This is a genomic window from Enterobacter sp. RHBSTW-00175, from assembly GCF_013927005.1.
Lineage (GTDB): Bacteria > Pseudomonadota > Gammaproteobacteria > Enterobacterales > Enterobacteriaceae > Enterobacter.
Map to the genome: position 1 here is coordinate 1 of NZ_CP055932.1, position 18024 is coordinate 18024.

Below are 18024 nucleotides of genomic sequence, written 5' to 3' on the forward strand. Positions count from 1 at the left end.
ATGACGAGCGAAAATAACAGCTTACTTCTGAACCTTCAGGAGGTTGATAAGACAACCGGTGAAGTTGTTAAGCTGGATGTCAACAGCACCAGTACCGTGCAGCCAGTAGCGCTCATGAGACTCGGTCTCTTCGTCCCAACTCTGAAATCAACAGGGAAGAGCAAGGCGAACCGGAAAAACGTTACAGACGCGACTGAGGAGCTTGTACAGCTGTCCATTGCCAAAAGCGAAGGATACACTGACGTTAAGATCACCGGTTCGCGTCTTGATATGGACACGGATTTTAAAGTCTGGCTGGGGATAATTCGCTCCATGTCGGAGTATGGGGTAAAAAGTGACACCCTGGAACTGTCGTTCGTCGAATTCGTTAAGATGTGCGGATTTGACTCCCGTCGTTCAAACAAAAAAATGCGCGATCGCATCAGTAATTCCCTGTTTAAACTCGCCTCGGTTACGCTGAAGTTCCAGAGCGAGACCAAAGGATGGACCACACATCTGGTGCAGTCAGCCTATTATGACATCAACGAGGATATCGTTGAGATCAAGGCTGAACCTAAGCTGTTTGAGCTTTACCACATGGACAGAAGGGTACTGCTGCGGCTGAAAGCCATTGACGCCCTGCAGCGCAAGGAATCAGCCCAGGCGCTTTATACCTACATCGAAAGTCTTCCCCAGAATCCTGCACCTATTTCCATGAAACGGATGCGTGACCGGCTGAATCTCACCTCAAATGTCTATACGCAGAACCACACGGTACGTAAGGCGATGGAGCAGCTGCGGGATATTGGTTATCTGGATTACACTGAGTTTAAACGTGGCCGAGCCACCTATTTCAGCGTGCATTATCGCAACCCCAAACTCATCAGTGGTCCTGTGAAGGTTCCGCGCAAAGAGGAAGAAGAGAAGGCGCCAGAGCAAAATTATGACGAAGTCATTAAGGCGCTGAAGGCTGCTGGCATCGATCCCCTTAAACTGGCCGAAGCTCTCTCAGCGATGAAGCCAGAAAATTGACTGCGATATGCATAACATGACTGCCGGATGCCGCTAAGGACATTCCATTGACTGTGATATGCATCACGCATACCGCAGTCAATATGTGTTCTCCATCATGTCTGCCATGATCGAACAATATTGACTGTCATATGTGATTTCAGGCCGTGATACGCAGATATTGACTACGGTATGCGGGTTTAACGGCGATATTCCCAGGTCTGTGCACTGCTCCACACGTGTTAACATGCCACAGTCAATTTTTCAGTAAAGCTCTATACCCCTTACGAAAATCTCAATCGGATGCTGAGACGGTCATGTTACCTGACGGTATCCGTTCCCCTGTGTATTGCAGGTTTAGCCCGGCAGGATGAGACTGCAGCTGTCTGTATAACCCGGCGCCAGCTTCACACTGCTAAATGCGAACAGGAGACCGATGGCAGAAGGGAGTGAGCCACAGGGGTGAATGACTTTCGCAATTAACGGGATGATTCACTGAGCTTTCAGGAAACAATACACTGTGGGATGTACGGCCTGTGTCCTGTCTTGTCTGCGGTATGTCGATGCCTGCAGGCTTGCAGGTCACCGTGCAAGACCACGGCTGTTCAGTCATCCGAATGATGTCCTGGTGTGCTGGAGCAGGGAGGGGCACTGAATGCGCTCTGCTCCTGTATTTCGTATTAGCGGAATACAGGACGTCATGCCAGGGCCGTCAATCTCAGCCGGCCGGGGGCAGGGAGCGAAGGATCTCCGCGGCATCTCGCCCATCACCGGTAAAGGGAACGGCCAGGGTGGCAGCCATGTCCAGCGCAAATACCCGGGTATAGACTTCCATCGAGCGCGGATCCTTATGCCCGGCCAGTGCCTGGATGACCTTCCTGGGCTGCCGGTGATAAAGCATGTGCATAATATAGCTGTGACGGAAAGTATGCGGCGTCACGGGGATCGAAAAATGCACGCCGTCAGCTTCAGCCCGCTTCACCGCCTGTTTCAGCCAGTTGCGCATTGTCTCATCCGTGACCGGCCATAACGGCTCACGCCGGCGGGGGCGGGTGGTGACCATCCAGCTTTCCATCTGACGCACAAAACTGGCATCCGTCAGCGGTACCAGACGCACTTCATCTTTTGGCGGCCGGCCACGACGTGCCCGCACTTTTTCCGACAGCACCCGAACAAAAGGGCGCAGACCATCCAGGTCGAACGATTCCGGGGTGAGCGTCCGGGCTTCACCGATACGGATCCCGGTATTCCACATGGTGGCGAACAACATGTGGTGACGCTGGTCAGGCATATACCAGAGGAGGGCGCTCACTTCCGGCGCCAGGAGGTAAGCCGGCGTGGCACCTGTTGAGGTGGCCATCCGCCGGAGTGCCACCGCGGTCGCAAAATCAACGCCCGGGGCGATCGGCAGCAGGGAGACGCGTTCTGGTGAATTCTGCAAGGGAATGATGCTGTTCATGAGTTATTTTTCACGTAGCGCACGCACTGTTTATGGATACAGGTATTTTGCACCTGACGGGCCGATCCTGCCATGACAATAAATCGCAGCGCGCGGATCCTTTTGTTGTCTTATCCCGCATTATTGCGGGTAAAACCAAATACGTAAAGGATCCTTTTTCTGCTCAGATCCTCCATGAAGCCAGTAATGACGCGGGTTGATGGCTGTTTTACGGTTTTTGGGAGAATTGGAGTAATGCCAGGATGTACATGTTAGGCAGGAAAAAGAAGAGAAGAGAGCGCTACGCGATTTCCGGCCTGGTACACCCGGCTTTGTTGAATAAATCAGATTTCGGGTAAGTCTCCCCCGTAGCGGGTTGTGTTTTCAGGCAATACGCACGCTTTCAGGCATACCTGCTTTCGTCATTTTGTTCAGCGCTCGTACCAGGGCCATAGCCTCCGCAACCTGACCATCGTAGTCACGCAGCGTCAGTGAACCCCCGAACAGCTGTTTTACCCGGTACATCGCCGTTTCCGCTATCGAGCGACGGTTGTAATCTGTTGTCCATTTCCACCGCGCATTACTCCCGGTCATTCGCTGATTAGCCACTGCACGGTTACGGTCTGCATATTCACCGGGCCAGTAACCCGCACCTTTTCGGGGAGGGATAAGCGCGCTGATTTTCTTACGCCGCAGTTCATCGTGACATAGCCGGGTATCGTAAGCGCCATCGGCGGCGGCTGACCTGATTTTCCGGTGGGTTTGCCGGATTAACCCGGGGAAGGCCTCTGAGTCCGTCACATTGTTCAGCGACAGGTCAGCGCAGATGATTTCATGTGTTTTACTGTCAACGGCGAGATGCAGCTTACGCCAGATACGGCGGCGTTCCTGGCCATGCTTTTTGACTTTCCACTCGCCTTCACCGAAGACCTTCAGCCCGGTGGAATCAATTACCAGGTGTGCGGTTTCACCCCGGGTGGGCGTTTTGAAACTGACATTAACCGACTTTGCCCGCCTGCTGACACAGCTGTAATCCGGGCAGCGTAGCGGAACGTTCATCAGAGAAAAAATGGAATCAATAAAGCCCTGCGCAGCGCGCAGGGTCAGCCTGAATACGCGTTTAATGACCAGCACAGTAGTGATGGCAAGGTCAGAATAGCGCTGAGGTCTGCCTCGTGAAGAAGGTGTTGCTGACTCATACCAGGCCTGAATAGCTTCATCATCCAGCCAGAAAGTTATGGAGCCACGGTTGATGAGGGCTTTATTGTAGGTGGGCCAGTTGGTGATTTTGAACTTTTGCTTTGCCACGGAACGGTCTGCGTTGTCGGGAAGATACGTGATCTGATCCTTCAACTCAGCAAAAGTTCGATTTATTCAACAAAGCCTGTCCGGCCTGAGCATCAGTGATTATCTTAAGCAGAACGGCACGGGCCATAACGCCTGAAAGAAATTTGCGTTATTTGTAAAATTAAATACTAGGGACGCCTCAGGATATAAAAAACTAATGACGAAACAGGAATGGATTTTACGACTACGGCGCTGTACATCGAAGGAAACCCTGGAAAGGGTAATAGAAAAAAATAAATATTCTCTGTCAGATGATGAGCTTGAGCATTTCAATGCCGCGGTTGATCACCGGCTGGCGGAGATGACGATGGGAAAGTTGTATGACCGGGTACCGCCAGGTGTCTGGAAATTTGTGAAATAGAACAGGTGACCTTATGAGTTACGGCTGGCTCTTCGAAAATTCGGATGATGACATTTCGGGTTATAATCATATCAATCTGGAACACCTCCCTCCGGAGCTAAAACAGGTTGCTCTCCAGATAGTACAAAATCAGTTTGATCGTGATACTGCAGAGAAAAAACTGGCAGAATTAATCCAGCAACTCGAGTTTGATATAACTGCAGCAGAACTGTCAGCATATCTTTTTAAACCGGGCCATGCCTGACGGCTAACCCGGTAGCGATAATAGTGGAGACCGACGGAGGGCTTCACTTTGGCCGCGGGATCAGCGTCCTGCGGATGGTTTCCATCAGAAGTTGATAGTGCACAGACGGGCTTTTATCCAGCCGCAGACCGTTCTTCCAGCATTCATCCGAAAATTGTTCCGCTTCATTACAGGTACGATCTTCAGGCTGCCGGCTCTCAAGCCAGCGAGTCTGTACTTCTTAATCTGTTCTGTTCATTAACTTAGTCCTTGCCTCGTTAGGGGATGACATCCCTGATTGTGCTGTCATGACACGACAAACACATCAACTTATGTTACGAAATCTATTCAAGTAACTGATATTTAACATAAAACGCATTATCGGTACTTTGAAGTGTATAGCATTTGCTATACGTTCGTGTTGTGTTATTCTTGTATATCAATTGCTATACAAGAGAGGTGTGTATGAAATCAGATGTTCAACTCAACCTAAGAGCTAAAGAGTCTCAGAGAGCACTCATCGATGCTGCTGCAGAGATCCTTCATAAATCGCGAACCGACTTTATCCTGGAGATGGCCTGCAAGGCTGCGGAGAATGTGATCCTTGATCGCCGTGTTTTCAATTTTAACGACGAACAGTATGCAGAGTTCATCGATATGCTCGATGCACCAGTCGAGGATGAGCCCGCCATTAATAAACTACTGGCAAGGAAACCTCAGTGGGACGTATAACCACGCCCGAGCCGTTATCCAGCTCTCATCAGCTGGCTGAGTTCGTCAGTGGAGAGACAGTCCTCGATGAATGGCTAAAACAGAGAGGTTTAAAAAATCAAGCTCTTGGCGCTGCCCGAACGTTCGTTGTTTGCAAGACGGGTACGAAGCAAGTAGCTGGTTTTTACTCTTTGGCCACCGGTAGCGTTAACCATACGGAAGCGACAGGTAGTCTTCGGCGTAACATGCCAGATCCTATACCGGTGATTATACTCGCTCGCCTGGCGGTAGATGTCTCATTGCACGGAAAAGGGGTTGGCGCCGATTTACTCCACGATGCAGTGCTACGGTGTTATCGCGTAGCTGAGAACATTGGGGTTCGTGCGATAATGGTTCATGCGCTTACTGAAGAAGCCAAAGGTTTCTATGCTCACCATGGATTTAAGGCATCACAAACTCATGAGAGGACTCTGTTTCTAAAGCTTCCATGACTGGTTGCTGGAATGGGAAAGTAGCTGGTTACCTTCTTAACATATTGATTTTTATGTTATTTGTTTTAATATTTAACATAATCTTTGTTATGCGCACCAAGATTGTAATGGCTCAATAGTAATGTCCGCCTGTGGCTCAATTCAGATGTCCGCGCTATGGTAAGCTTCACTGGTCCGTTTAAACTACCGGGAGGCATATCATGAGCGCAGAAAGCTCAGGAGTGTTTACTTTGAAAGAGATCAACCGGATCAAGATTATACAGGACGTCATTGAACGTCGCATCACAACGCGCCGTGCGGCCGAGCACCTCGGTATCAGCGACAGGCAATGCCGCAGACTTCTTGCCCGTTACCGTGAAGGCGGACCGCTTGGTATGGCCAGCAGACGATGTGGCATGCGTGGTAACCGCCAGTTGCCACCCGGGCTCGCAGATCAGGCTCTGGAACTGATCAAGACGCGTTATGCTGATTTCGGTCCGACTCTGGCGCGTGAAAAGCTCGAAGAACTCCACGGACTGTTTCTTGGCAAAGAAACTGTCCGGCGCATCATGGTGCGGGCTGGCTTATGGGTTCCCCGTAAACAACGTGCCGCAAGGATCCCTCAACCACGGTACCGGCGTCCGTGTACTGGTGAGCTGATACAAATAGATGGCTGTGATCACGACTGGTTTGAAGGCCGTGGCCCGGCCTGCACCGCGCTGGTCTATGTTGATGATGCAACCAGCAAACTGATGGAACTGTTGTTTGTTAAATCGGAGTCCACGTTTTCTTACTTCGAAGCCACGCGGCGCTATATCGATAAGCATGGTAAACCGCTGGCACTGTACAGCGATAAAGCCGGTGTTTTTCGTGTTAACAATAAACACGCCACAGGCGGAGACGGGCATACTCAGTTTGGGCGAGCCATGCATGAACTGAACATCCAGACTATCTGTGCAGAAACCAGTCCCGCCAAAGGGCGTGTAGAACGAGCTCACCTCACTTTACAGGATCGTCTGGTCAAAGAGCTGCGGTTACAGGGCATTTGTTCAATGGAGGCTGCAAATGACTTCGCTGAGGCCTATATGGCTGACTATAACCGCCGTTTTGGCAAAGTACCGCGACATGATTTTGACGTACACCGTGCTGTAGAACATGATGAGGACCTGGGGCTTATTTTCACTGTTCGTGAAAAACGTAAAGTCTCAAAATCGTTGACGATACAATATGATAAAATGTTGTACCTGATTGAAGACAGCGAACTGAGTCGCCGTGCAATAGGTAAATATATCGATGTGTATCACTATCCTGATGGCAGAAAAGAGCTGCGCCTGAACGGTACGCTACTTCCCTACTCTACCTACGACCGACTGTCAGAAATCGACCAGGGCGCGATTGTCGATAACAAGCGTCTTGGCCGAACCCTGGAGTTTATCAGTCTGGTGCAGAGCAAGCGGGATAACACGCGCTCTCAGTCAATTCCCGCTGGAGATGGCCCTTCCCGACGACGGCCAAAGCAGGAAGGGAAGAAATCCCAGCGCTCACTGGATAATGATGACATGCTCGAAGCACTCAAACAGCTTCAGTCACGTTCAGAGGACATTTTTGGTAAAAGAGCCCGCTGATGGTACTCACTGGCCGGACAGTGGTTGCTCACCAGTTGATATTGTCCGGCCAGACCCATGATGTATTATTCATTTCGTTCAGCATCTTTATGTCCTGCTTTTCACGGGCATACTTACCCCATAATGAATGAAAAGAACGAACAATACTGATTAACTGCTTTTTTCTTTGCTCCGGAGATAGGCTGATAAAATAGCAGCACCTGCTGTCAATATTATCCTCAATGAAATTAAAATCAGAGTCTGATGCATATTTTACTGTTAGCATAATATCATTCGACGTTGTTCTCTCAGACTCTGTTAATGCTGATTCTATCAGGTATTCAAAGGCATACATGACAGACAGCTGGTTTTTGTCTGTCTGAATATAACCCATTGAGTTTCTGAGTATTGAGGACTGTACCAGGACCAGAGGCCATAAAAGCTCAACACCATAAAGCTTATATGTATCATGTTGATCATACTGATGTTGCTCAACACGACGATTACCTTCCCGTGCTTTACGAATATCATAGGCAAGGGATAACATAAATCCGTCTTTAACTTTAATCAGTGGGCTTTCATCCACGATGTAATGAATGAGTTCATGTAATTCATTCAGGGCTTCTGAATCTCCCCACAGTATAAAACCTGCATTGTTCGGCGTTAACTCGTATCGAAGCATGGGCTCAATCATCCTGTTGTTTCAGTCGGAGGAAAGTCTATCAGTAAAGAGAATGAGAGATCAAAGTGGTCATTTTAATTGAGCTGGATAACGGACATTTCAATTGAGCCTTGACAAAGATTGTAACAGCTAAATTGAGATGTCCGTCTCTGACCAAATAGACATGTCCGCGCTACAGTCTCGCCACCGCGATCGCTGCTTTCAAAGGATGAGACTCATGACGGCATACGGAACGGAGTTTTTCTCGATGAACGATGTAAACCGACTCAGGATCCTGCAGGACGTTATCGACCGGCGTCTTACCACGCGTCTTGCAGCAACCCGACTTGAGATCTCTGACAGGCACTGCCGCCGGCTACTCGAGCGCTATCGTGAACACGGACCGCTATCGCGGGTTAACCGCCGACGTGGTCAGCCTAGTAACCGACAGTTGATGCCTGGCCTCGCTGAGCGTGCGCTGCGCATCATTCGCGAACGTTACGCCGACTTTGGCCCGACATTGGCCTGCGAGAAGCTTGCTGAGATTCATGACCTTTATCTTGCTAAAGAGACTGTACGTAAGCTTATGACCCGGGATGGTTTATGGATCCCTCGTAAGTTACGGCCACCTCGTGTGCATCAGCCACGCCCACGTCGGGCCTGCACCGGCGAACTCATCCAGATTGATGGCAGTGAACATCGCTGGTTCGAGGACCGTGGTCCGGCCTGCACGCTGCTCGTTTACGTTGATGATGCAACAAGTCGGTTGATGCAGCTTCTGTTCGTCAGTTCGGAGTCCACGTTCACCTATTTTGAAGCCACCCGGGGATATCTGGAGCGCTACGGTAAGCCTCTGGCATTCTACAGCGACAAAGCCAGCGTCTTCAGGATCAACAACAAGCAGGCCACCGGCGGAGATGGCCAGACTCAGTTTGGTCGTGCCATGAACGAGCTGAATATCACTGGTATCTGTGCCAACACCAGTTCAGCCAAGGGGCGTGTTGAACGGGCTCATCTGACATTACAGGACCGCCTGGTCAAGGAACTGCGGCTCCGCGGTATCAGCACACCTGAGGCTGCAAACGCCTTTGCTGATGAGTTCATGGAAGATTACAACCGTCGGTTTGCAAAGCCGCCACGTCACGATTTTGACGTACATCGCCAGCTGGATAATGGCGAAAACCTGCAGGCGACATTCACCTGGCGCGAGCAGCGTAAGGTCTCGAAAAACCTGACATTACAGTATGATAAAAAGCTTTATCTGCTTGAAGATAATGAAGAAAACCGGCGTTTTCAGGGGAAGTACATCGAGGTATGGCAATACCCGGATGGTGACATTGAGCTCCGGGCCAGCGGCACTTCCCTGCCCTTTACCACTTACGACCGACTGGGAGAACTGGACCAGGGCGCCATCATCGACAACAAGCGTCTGGGACGTGCCCTGGAAATGATAAAGCTGGTTCAGGACAAACGGGACAACACCCGCTCACAGGCCCTGCCATCACTGGACGGCCAGACCTCACGCAGAAAGAAACAACCCGGCAAGAAATCACAACGAAGTCTGGACCATAACGACATGCTGGAAGCCCTGCAGCAACTTCAGACCCGGAGTAAAGACATCTTCGGCAAAGGCTGAAACATAACCTACATGCGGACATTTCAATTTAGATTGATGTTCAGGATAAACGCGATAACAACCGTTCACAGGCGATCCCTGCCGGTGATGGCTCTTTGCGGCGGCGCAGAAAACCAACAGAGAAATAATCGCAGCGCTCACTGAACGGCGACGACATGTTAGATGCGTTGAAGACATTGCAGTCACGTTCTGAGAAAAGTTCCAATGTTTAACGAGCGATTAAAAAATATATTAAATCATTATTCTCTCATTTCTCTGTTGCAATACTGACCTCCCAGGGCCTGTGTAATTCTGTCACCAAATAGTATCGTCAGACTACGATCATAGTAAATGGTTTCACCAGTGATAGATTCATGCTTTAATATTATCCCATAGCCATATCTTTCAAGCATATTCATACCCACCCTTGCCAAATTGTAAGAATAATTTATTCCCCAAATGGAACCATTTCTTCCTTCAAAAAACTCCGCTCTGTAATATCTTTTTAGAAATTCATAGTGTGCGTCTTCACTAAACATACCCCCTCCCGCTACAGAATTTACATAACAGTTTTTTATAATAAAAAGATGAAATGCATAAATATATATCCCGTTTTTCCTCTGCCGCCCACCATTCACAGATAGAGGATATAATCCTATATTATTTATTGTATGCTTAAATCATTTGATGACTATGGTTTCATATATTTTCATCATGTTAGCACCCATGATGTATGTTTATTTTTTCTGAAGCATACCAATAATCAAACCCCGTTCAACATAACAACATAAAATAATTTATAACAAATTTAGTTGAAACTTAATATATGAAATAGTGACTTTCCATAAGCAGATCATTAGTTTATAGGGCATCCTAACGATGCAGGCTCCTCCTGGCAAAACTGTCGATGATGAGATTTTTTTTGCGGTATATTCCACTTATTTTGGTGGTATTCAGTTTATGCAAAACAATACCGACAAAAGACTGAACCGTTTTTTTGGAGATCAGCAGGCTACGGGAAATTTCATCTATCGAATAACCATTTAAAATCATATTGATAACATGTGTTTCTCTTTTGGTAAATGACAACTTGTCCCTCTTCAGATTGATCCCCATTTTTTTAAACGCCTGCCTCATCATGAGATATTCATTACCGCTTAATTCAGTGTCAATGCATACCGCTTCACGCCCTGTCCCGCTCATTCCTGACGCCGGTTTTAATAAAAAGATAAGATTGACCGGTGAAATGTGTAGGTACTTGAGACGTTCGGCATCGCCGGTGTTCAGCTCTGACTCCACAATCACCACATCGCTGTTGCTGAAGGCAATATCGCTGACCCGTGAAAACACAACCCTGTTGACGGAGAGGCTGTTGTCGCTGAACATACATTTCAGACCTACAAGCATGAAATTATTATTGGTAATAACATAGATATTCATATAGTCCCCGCAGCAATACCTTTTGCGAAGCGTCCCGTTCCTTATGTTCTGACAAAGTGGTGCCTGTATTGGTGTCGCCGGGTAACTATGACGTACTCCGGCTCAGCGGAGTACGTCAACTGCTCTACTGGTGCGCCGCTAGCACGCTATTCACGATTTCCACCGCTTCTTTCTCGATCTGCTTGCGATGTGCTTCCCCGAGGAAGCTCTCGCAGTAGATCTTGTAAGCGTCTTCCGTACCTGACGGTCGGGCGGCGAACCAGCCGTTGTCGGTCATCACTTTCAGGCCACCAATCGATGCGCCGTTGCCCGGCGCGGCGGTCAGACGCGCAGTGATCGGGTCACCCGCCAGCTGACTGGCCCTGACCATTTCCGGCGACAGCTTCGACAGCACCGCTTTCTGTGCGGAAGTGGCCGAAGCCTGCAGCCGGTTATAGCTCGGCGCGCCGAAGCGGGCGGCCAGTTCGTCGTAGTGCTCCTGCGGGTTTTTACCGGTGACGGCGGTGATTTCCGCCGCCAGCAGGCACATGATGATCCCGTCTTTGTCGGTCGACCACGGCGTTCCGTCAAAACGCAGGAACGAGGCGCCCGCGCTCTCTTCTCCGCCGAAGCCGAAGCTGCCGTCGAACAGGCCGTCAACAAACCATTTAAAGCCCACCGGCACTTCAACCAGCCTGCGGCCGAGGTCGTTCACCACACGGTCGATCATCGCGGAAGAGACCAGCGTCTTGCCCACCGCCACATCCTGGCCCCACTGCGGGCGATGCTGGAACAGGTAGTTAATCGCCACCGCCAGATAGTGGTTCGGGTTCATCAGCCCTGCCGGCGTGACGATGCCGTGACGGTCATAATCTGGATCGTTAGCAAAAGCCAGGTCAAACTTATCGCGCAGCGCCAGCAGGCCCGCCATTGCGCACTCAGATGAGCAGTCCATGCGAATGGCGCCGTCTTTATCCAGATGCATAAAGCGGAAGGTTTGATCGACGTGATCGTTGACGATAGTCAGGTCGAGCTTGTAGTGCCCGGCAATACGTTTCCAGTATTCGATACCGGACCCGCCCAGCGGATCGATCCCGAGCTTGAGGCCGGCTTTCTGAATTGCCGCCATGTCGACGATATCCGCCAGCCCTTCGATAAACGGCTGTACCAGATCCTGCTTTTTAACATGACCGGATGCCAGTGCCGCATCGAGGGAGATGCGCCTGACGCCCTGCAGACCCGAGGCCAGCAGTTCGTTAGCGCGATTCTCTACCACTTTGGTGACGTTGGTATCCGCCGGGCCGCCGTTCGGCGGGTTGTACTTAATACCGCCATCTTCCGGCGGGTTATGAGACGGCGTGATCACGATGCCGTCTGCCAGCGGACCACCTTTTTTGTTGTGCACCAGGATGGCATTGGAAATGGCCGGCGTCGGGGTGAAACCGTTGTGTTCCTGCACGATAACATCAACGCCGTTGGCCGCCAGCACTTCCAGTACGGAAATAAAGGCCGGTTCGGAGAGCGCGTGGGTATCTTTACCCACGTAGCAGGGACCGGTAATCCCGTTCCTGGCGCGGTCTTCCGCAATCGCCTGCGCGATCGCCAGAATATGCTGCTCATTGAAGTTATGGCGCCCTGCACTGCCACGATGGCCAGAGGTACCAAACTTCACCGCATGCTCCGCGTTGCCCGCTTCCGGCCTCAGTACGTAGTACTGCGCGGTCAGCTGAGCGACGTTAATCAAATCACTCTGTTGTGCAGGCTCCCCTGCGCGTTTACTGTCCGTCATTTTTCTCTCCTGTCATATCCGTCAGGCTTATTTATGTGTTGCTGCCGGGTCGCTCATCGACGGGGCCGGTCTCCTGCCACCCGCCCCGGCGTTTCCTGGTTGTCAGTACGCGCTCAGAGTTGCGTTTTGTCGATATACCAGATCTTTTGCGCATACTCCCGCACCGTACGGTCCGATGAAAAATAGCCCATGTGGGTTATGTTGAGCATCGCTTTGGCGGTCCACTCTTCCGGGGTTCGGTAGAGCGCATCCACCTTGTCCTGACAGTCAACATAGCTGCGGTAATCGGCCAGCACCTGATAGTGGTCGCCAAAGTTGATCAGCGAATCCAGCAGACCGCGATAGCGGCCCGGCTCCTGTGGGCTGAACACCCCGGTCCCCATCTGGGTCAGCGCCTGGCGCAGCTCTTGATCCTGGTCGTAGTAATCACGCGGCTGATAACCGTTGCTGCGCAGCGCCTCGACCTCTGCAGCGGTATTACCGAAGATAAAGATATTGTCCTCACCCACGTGCTCCAACATCTCAACGTTGGCGCCGTCCAGCGTGCCAATGGTCAGCGCACCGTTGAGGGCGAACTTCATATTACTGGTCCCGGAGGCTTCAGTCCCTGCCAGCGAAATCTGCTCAGAAAGGTCCGCGGCCGGAATGATCATCTGCGCCAGACTGACGCTGTAGTTGGGAATGAACACCACCTTTAGTCTGTCGCCAATCTGCGGATCGCTGTTGATGACTTTGGCGACGTCGTTTATCAGATGGATGATCTGTTTTGCCGTGTGGTAAGCGGACGCGGCTTTGCCGGCGAAAATCACCACTCGCGGCACCCATTCGGCCTGCGGGTCCGCCTTGATACGGTTGTAGCGGGTGATCACATGCAGCACATTCATCAGCTGGCGTTTATATTCGTGGATCCGTTTAATTTGCACATCAAACAGCGCGTTCGGGTTCACCACCACGCCCAGCTGACGGGCGATATAATCGGCCAGACGCTGTTTATTCGCCAGTTTGGCGGCGCTGACGGCCTGGTTAACCAGCGGATAATCCTGATATTCCCCCATTTCGCTCAGCTGGCTTAAATCCGTTCGCCAGGTCTGGCCGATATGGCGGTCCAGAACCGCAGCAAGGGACGGGTTAGCGGCAGCCAGCCAGCGGCGCGGCGTGACGGCGTTAGTCACGTTGGTGAAGCGGCGCGGAAAGATTCTGGCGAAATCGGCAAACAGCGACTCCACCATCAGCCGGGAGTGCAGTTCCGACACGCCGTTCACCTTGTAACTGACCACCACCGCCAGCCAGGCCATCCGTACGCGACGGTCGTTGGATTCATCGATAATCGAGGTCCGGCTCAGCAACGCAATATCATCGGGATAGTGCTCCTGCATGGTTTTCAGAAAATAGTCATTAATCTCGAAAATAATCTGCAAATGGCGCGGCAGGATTTTCCCCAGCATCTCGACCGGCCAGGTCTCCAGCGCCTCGCTCATCAGGGTATGGTTGGTGTAGGAGAAGACCTGACAGGTCACCCCGAAAGCGTCATCCCAGCTGAAGCGGTGTTCGTCAATCAGCAGACGCATCAGCTCCGGGATCGACAGCACCGGATGGGTGTCGTTGAGGTGGATAGCAATTTTATCTGCCAGGTTGTCATAGGTTTGATACAACTGGTAATGGCGAAAAAGAATATCCTGCACCGTCGCCGAAACGAGGAAATATTCCTGACGCAGGCGCAGCTCGCGCCCGGAGTAGGTCGAGTCGTCCGGATACAGTACCCGGGAGACGTTTTCGGAATGGTTTTTATCTTCTACCGCCGCGAAGTAATCTCCCTGATTAAATTTACCGAGGTTAATCTCGCTGCTGGCCTGGGCGCTCCACAAGCGCAGGGTGTTGGTGGCATCGGTTTCATAACCCGGGATAATCTGATCGTAGGCCACCGCGATGATCTCTTCGGTTTCCAGCCAGCGCGAGTTTTTCCCCTCATGCTGAATGCGCCCGCCAAAGCGCACGGTATAGCGGGTTTTATGGCGCTCGAATTCCCAGGGGTTACCGTACTCCAGCCAGTAGTCCGGTGACTCCATCTGCCGGCCGTCGATGATGTTTTGCTTGAACATGCCGTAGTCGTAGCGGATGCCGTAACCGCGTCCTGGCAGCCCCAGCGTGGCCAGGGAGTCGAGAAAACAGGCTGCCAGACGACCGAGACCGCCGTTGCCCAGGCCCGGGTCATTCTCTTCGTCAATCAGCTCTTCCAGATCCAGACCCATCCCGGCCAGCGCTGTTTTCACATCCTCATAGATGCCCAGCGACAGTAAGGCATTCGAGAGGGTACGGCCGATGAGAAACTCCATCGACAGATAATATACCTGGCGCGCCTGCTGCGAGATCCGCGCCCGATGCGCCCGCAACCAGCGCTCAACCAGCCGATCGCGCACGGCGAACAGCGTAGCATTGAGCCATTCATGCTTATTGGCAAGTGAAGGGTCTTTACCGAGAATAAACATGAGGTTATAAGCGATAGCATGCTGCAGCGCTTCTTCATTCAGCCTGGGTGAAATATAACTTATGCGTGGTTCCATTTTTCTTATCCGTAGCAATTAAATAATACGCTGATACAACAGGTGGAAAGACTTTGCGGCACTTTGCCAGCTAAAATCCATGCTCATCGCCTGCCGCTGCACGTAACGCCACAGCGAGGGACGCGACCACAGGACACTGGCCCGGTGGATAGCATGTAATAACGATTCCGTCTCGCTGTCGGTAAACACAAATCCGGTCGCGAGCCCGTCAACAAGGTTTTCGAGCGAACAGTCGGCGACGGTATCCGCCAGTCCGCCGGTACGGCGAACCAGCGGTAATGTGCCGTAGCGCAGACCATAAAGCTGGGTCAGACCGCAGGGTTCAAAACGGCTGGGCACCAGGATGACGTCGGCGCCGCCAATCATCTGATGCGACAGCGCCTCGTCGTAGCCGATCCGGATACTCACCTGCCCGGGGTATTGCGCCTCGGCGGTCAGAAAACGGGCCTGCAAATCCGGGTCCCCGGATCCCAGCAGCGCCAGCTGCCCTCCCTTAGATATAATTCCCGGCAGCGCGCCAAACAGAAGATCCAGCCCCTTCTGGCTGGTCAGCCGGCTCACAACGGTGAACAGCAGCGCCCGATCGTCCGCCTTCAGCCCCAGCGACGTCTGCAGCTGCTGCTTGTTCTTCGCTTTCTCCGCCAGTGAATTCTGGTCGTAAGGCGCTGCCAGCAGCGGATCGCGGCGCGGATCCCAGATATTTTTGTCAACCCCGTTCAGGATCCCCGACAGTCGCCCTTCCCGCTGACGTTGCCGCAGCAGCTCTTCCAGACCAAACGCGTACTGTGGTTCGGTAATTTCACGGGCATATGTCGGGCTGACGGTGGTGATATGGTCAGCGAAATAGAGACCCGCCTTAAGGAAGGAGATTTGCCCATTAAACTCCACCCCGTGCATCTGGAAGAACGACCACGGTAACGCGATCTCCGCCATATGCCGGGCCTGAAACAACCCCTGATAGGCAATGTTGTGCACCGTAAACACCGATTTGGCCGGGTTGCCGCGGGTGGCCAGATAAGCCGGGGTGAGACCCGCGTGCCAGTCATGGGCGTGGACGATTTCAGGACGCCAGAACGGGTCAAGACCACCGGCAAGCTCGGCCCCGACCCAGCTCAGCAACGCGAAACGCAGGACGTTATCAGGATAATCCTGCATCTGCGGGTTATGATAAGGATTACCCGTCCGGTCATAGAGATGCGGGGCATCAATCAGATAGATGCCCACACCGTTAAAATGGCCAAACAGCAGCGTCATCCGCCCGGCGAATGTCTCCCTGCTGGCCACCACCTGCGGATCCTGAACCCCGTTGCGGATCGCCGGAAACCCAGGCAGCAGCACGCGGGTATCCAGCCCCTCGGCAATTTGCGCCGCCGGGAGCGCGCCGGTGACGTCGGCCAGTCCGCCCGTTTTTAACAGCGGGAACATCTCTGCTCCTACATGTAAAACTTGCATGTATGCTCCTTATTATTCAGCCACAGAGACGACCCGCGACAGGGCAATATTTTCTCTGCCGCCGGACACGCTTTTTCCGCAAATGGGCTCATACCTCAAGTTTGTCCAGCATTTCTTTGGTAACCAGAACGATGCCTTCTTCCGAACGATAAAAGCGTCGCGCATCCTCAACGGCATTTTCGCCAATCACCGTCCCCTCCGGAATAACGCATCCCCGGTCGATCACGCAGCGTCTTATCCTGCAGGAGCGACCGACCCAGACGCCCGGTAATAAAACCGACGAATCAATATTACAGAACGAGTTAATCCGAACTCTGGAAAATAGAACCGACTGCACCACCACCGAGCCAGAAATAATACAGCCGCCGGAGACCAGAGAATTCATGGTCATGCCATGACTGCCGGAACGGTCCTGAACAAATTTGGCGCTGGGCAGCGATTCGACATAGGTACGGATAGGCCAGTTACGGTCATAAACGTCCAGCTCTGGCACTACTGAGGCTAAATCCAGATTCGCTTTCCAGTACGCCTCCAGGGTTCCGACATCGCGCCAGTATGGCTCGGCATTATTATCCGACTGAACGCAGGAGCGCGGGAACGGATGCGCATACGCTTCACCTGCCGCCGTTATCCTGGGAATAATATCTTTGCCAAAATCATGGGTGGAGTGTTCATCCCGATCGTCGTCTTCCAGCAGCTGGTAGAGATATTCCGCATCAAACACATAAATGCCCATACTGGCAAGCGAGCGGGTTTCATCGCCAGGAATGGTGGGCGGATTAGCCGGTTTTTCAACAAATTCAATGATTTTGTCATTCTCATCCACGGCCATGACGCCAAAAGCGCTTGCCTCTTCAACCGGGACCGGCAGGCAGGCCACGGTACAGCGCGCCCCTTTTTCAACGTGATCGAGCAGCATCCGCGAATAATCTTGTTTATAGATATGGTCCCCGGCCAGAATAACGACATATTCCGCATCATAGCGGCGGATAATATCCAGATTCTGGGTCACGGCATCCGCCGTCCCCCGATACCAGTTCTCACCATGCACCCGCTGCTGCGCCGGTAATAAATCCACGAACTCATTCATTTCTTCGTTAAAGAATGCCCAGCCGCGTTGAATATGCTGCACCAGTGAATGGGACTGATATTGTGTAATGACCCCGATACGTCTTATTCCGGAGTTAATACAATTCGATAAAGCAAAATCAATAATTCTGAATTTACCGCCGAAATGCACCGCAGGTTTTGCGCGAATAGTGGTCAGGTCTTTTAATCGTGTGCCACGTCCGCCGGCGAGGATCAGGGCCACGGATTTAAGCGGTAACTGGCGCGACAGCATTAAGTTGTCAGTATATTCAAGTTTACTCATAATAATGTCCT

At 51.8% G+C, this 18024-nt stretch carries 16 protein-coding genes and 1 pseudogene; 8 read left to right on the forward strand and 9 right to left on the reverse strand.

Annotated elements, in window-relative coordinates:
- The gene (locus HV107_RS26510; RefSeq protein WP_000200070.1) at positions 1–1011 is read left to right on the forward strand and encodes a RepB family plasmid replication initiator protein; all 1011 of its coding nucleotides are present in this window, start codon (positions 1–3) and stop codon (positions 1009–1011) included.
- Positions 1012–1708: 697 nt separating this feature from the next.
- Here HV107_RS26510 and HV107_RS26515 read toward each other — a convergent pair.
- Together HV107_RS26515 and HV107_RS26520 are read right to left on the reverse strand one after the other, a co-directional pair.
- On the reverse strand, positions 1709–2449 hold the full coding sequence (locus tag HV107_RS26515; RefSeq protein WP_001515717.1) for a tyrosine-type recombinase/integrase: 741 nt from the start codon (positions 2447–2449) through the stop codon (positions 1709–1711).
- A gap of 363 nt (positions 2450–2812) precedes the next feature.
- On the reverse strand, positions 2813–3781 hold the full coding sequence (locus tag HV107_RS26520; protein ID WP_023307223.1) for an IS5-like element IS903B family transposase: 969 nt from the start codon (positions 3779–3781) through the stop codon (positions 2813–2815).
- A gap of 151 nt (positions 3782–3932) precedes the next feature.
- On the opposite strand from HV107_RS26520, the gene HV107_RS26525 reads away from it, so the two are divergent.
- The 5 genes from HV107_RS26525 to HV107_RS26545 all read left to right on the forward strand — a co-directional run bounded on the left by HV107_RS26525 (position 3933) and on the right by HV107_RS26545 (position 7165).
- Positions 3933–4136: an HHA domain-containing protein gene (locus HV107_RS26525; RefSeq protein WP_004213596.1), complete on the forward strand. Its 204-nt coding sequence runs from the start codon at positions 3933–3935 to the stop codon at positions 4134–4136.
- A 13-nt stretch (positions 4137–4149) separates the two neighbouring features.
- Positions 4150–4380 carry a hypothetical protein gene (locus tag HV107_RS26530; protein ID WP_023307222.1) on the forward strand — a complete coding sequence of 77 codons (231 nt, stop codon included), beginning with the start codon at positions 4150–4152 and terminating at the stop codon, positions 4378–4380.
- A gap of 444 nt (positions 4381–4824) precedes the next feature.
- On the forward strand, positions 4825–5091 hold the full coding sequence (locus tag HV107_RS26535; protein ID WP_003026799.1) for a DUF1778 domain-containing protein: 267 nt from the start codon (positions 4825–4827) through the stop codon (positions 5089–5091).
- Complete coding sequence (locus HV107_RS26540) at positions 5079–5561, forward strand: GNAT family N-acetyltransferase (protein ID WP_003026803.1); 483 nt, start codon at positions 5079–5081, stop codon at positions 5559–5561. The genes HV107_RS26535 and HV107_RS26540 overlap by 13 nt, the downstream gene beginning before the upstream one ends.
- Before the next feature lie 200 nt (positions 5562–5761).
- Positions 5762–7165, forward strand: a complete 1404-nt coding sequence (locus HV107_RS26545) for an ISNCY-like element ISKpn21 family transposase (protein WP_001567368.1) — start codon at positions 5762–5764, stop codon at positions 7163–7165.
- Positions 7166–7193: 28 nt separating this feature from the next.
- Here the strand turns inward: HV107_RS26545 and HV107_RS26550 are convergent, their stop codons facing one another.
- The gene (locus tag HV107_RS26550) at positions 7194–7826 is read right to left on the reverse strand and encodes a DUF6904 family protein (protein WP_001567369.1); all 633 of its coding nucleotides are present in this window, start codon (positions 7824–7826) and stop codon (positions 7194–7196) included.
- Positions 7827–8043: 217 nt separating this feature from the next.
- On the opposite strand from HV107_RS26550, the gene HV107_RS26555 reads away from it, so the two are divergent.
- Both HV107_RS26555 and HV107_RS26560 read left to right on the forward strand, forming a co-directional pair.
- The gene (locus tag HV107_RS26555) at positions 8044–9441 is read left to right on the forward strand and encodes an ISNCY family transposase (protein ID WP_009653207.1); all 1398 of its coding nucleotides are present in this window, start codon (positions 8044–8046) and stop codon (positions 9439–9441) included.
- A gap of 38 nt (positions 9442–9479) precedes the next feature.
- A pseudogene (locus HV107_RS26560) lies at positions 9480–9653 on the forward strand (ISNCY family transposase); the annotation flags it as partial.
- A 27-nt stretch (positions 9654–9680) separates the two neighbouring features.
- Here the strand turns inward: HV107_RS26560 and HV107_RS26565 are convergent.
- The 6 genes from HV107_RS26565 to glgC form a co-directional block, all read right to left on the reverse strand.
- Positions 9681–9959 carry a hypothetical protein gene (locus tag HV107_RS26565; protein ID WP_004197671.1) on the reverse strand — a complete coding sequence of 93 codons (279 nt, stop codon included), beginning with the start codon at positions 9957–9959 and terminating at the stop codon, positions 9681–9683.
- 334 nt (positions 9960–10293) lie between these two features.
- Complete coding sequence (locus HV107_RS26570; protein ID WP_004197678.1) at positions 10294–10860, reverse strand: LuxR C-terminal-related transcriptional regulator; 567 nt, start codon at positions 10858–10860, stop codon at positions 10294–10296.
- A 124-nt stretch (positions 10861–10984) separates the two neighbouring features.
- Positions 10985–12628, reverse strand: a complete 1644-nt coding sequence (gene pgm, locus HV107_RS26575; protein WP_004197675.1) for a phosphoglucomutase (alpha-D-glucose-1,6-bisphosphate-dependent) — start codon at positions 12626–12628, stop codon at positions 10985–10987.
- A 113-nt stretch (positions 12629–12741) separates the two neighbouring features.
- Positions 12742–15189, reverse strand: coding sequence for a glycogen phosphorylase (glgP, locus tag HV107_RS26580; protein ID WP_182063615.1), 2448 nt, complete (start codon positions 15187–15189; stop codon positions 12742–12744).
- 18 nt (positions 15190–15207) lie between these two features.
- The gene (gene glgA, locus HV107_RS26585) at positions 15208–16641 is read right to left on the reverse strand and encodes a glycogen synthase GlgA (protein ID WP_182063616.1); all 1434 of its coding nucleotides are present in this window, start codon (positions 16639–16641) and stop codon (positions 15208–15210) included.
- Between the two features lie 88 nt (positions 16642–16729).
- Positions 16730–18013 (reverse strand): glucose-1-phosphate adenylyltransferase, encoded by a 1284-nt coding sequence (glgC, locus tag HV107_RS26590; RefSeq protein WP_004099051.1) that lies wholly within the window; start codon positions 18011–18013, stop codon positions 16730–16732.
- Positions 18014–18024: the final 11 nt, after the last annotated feature.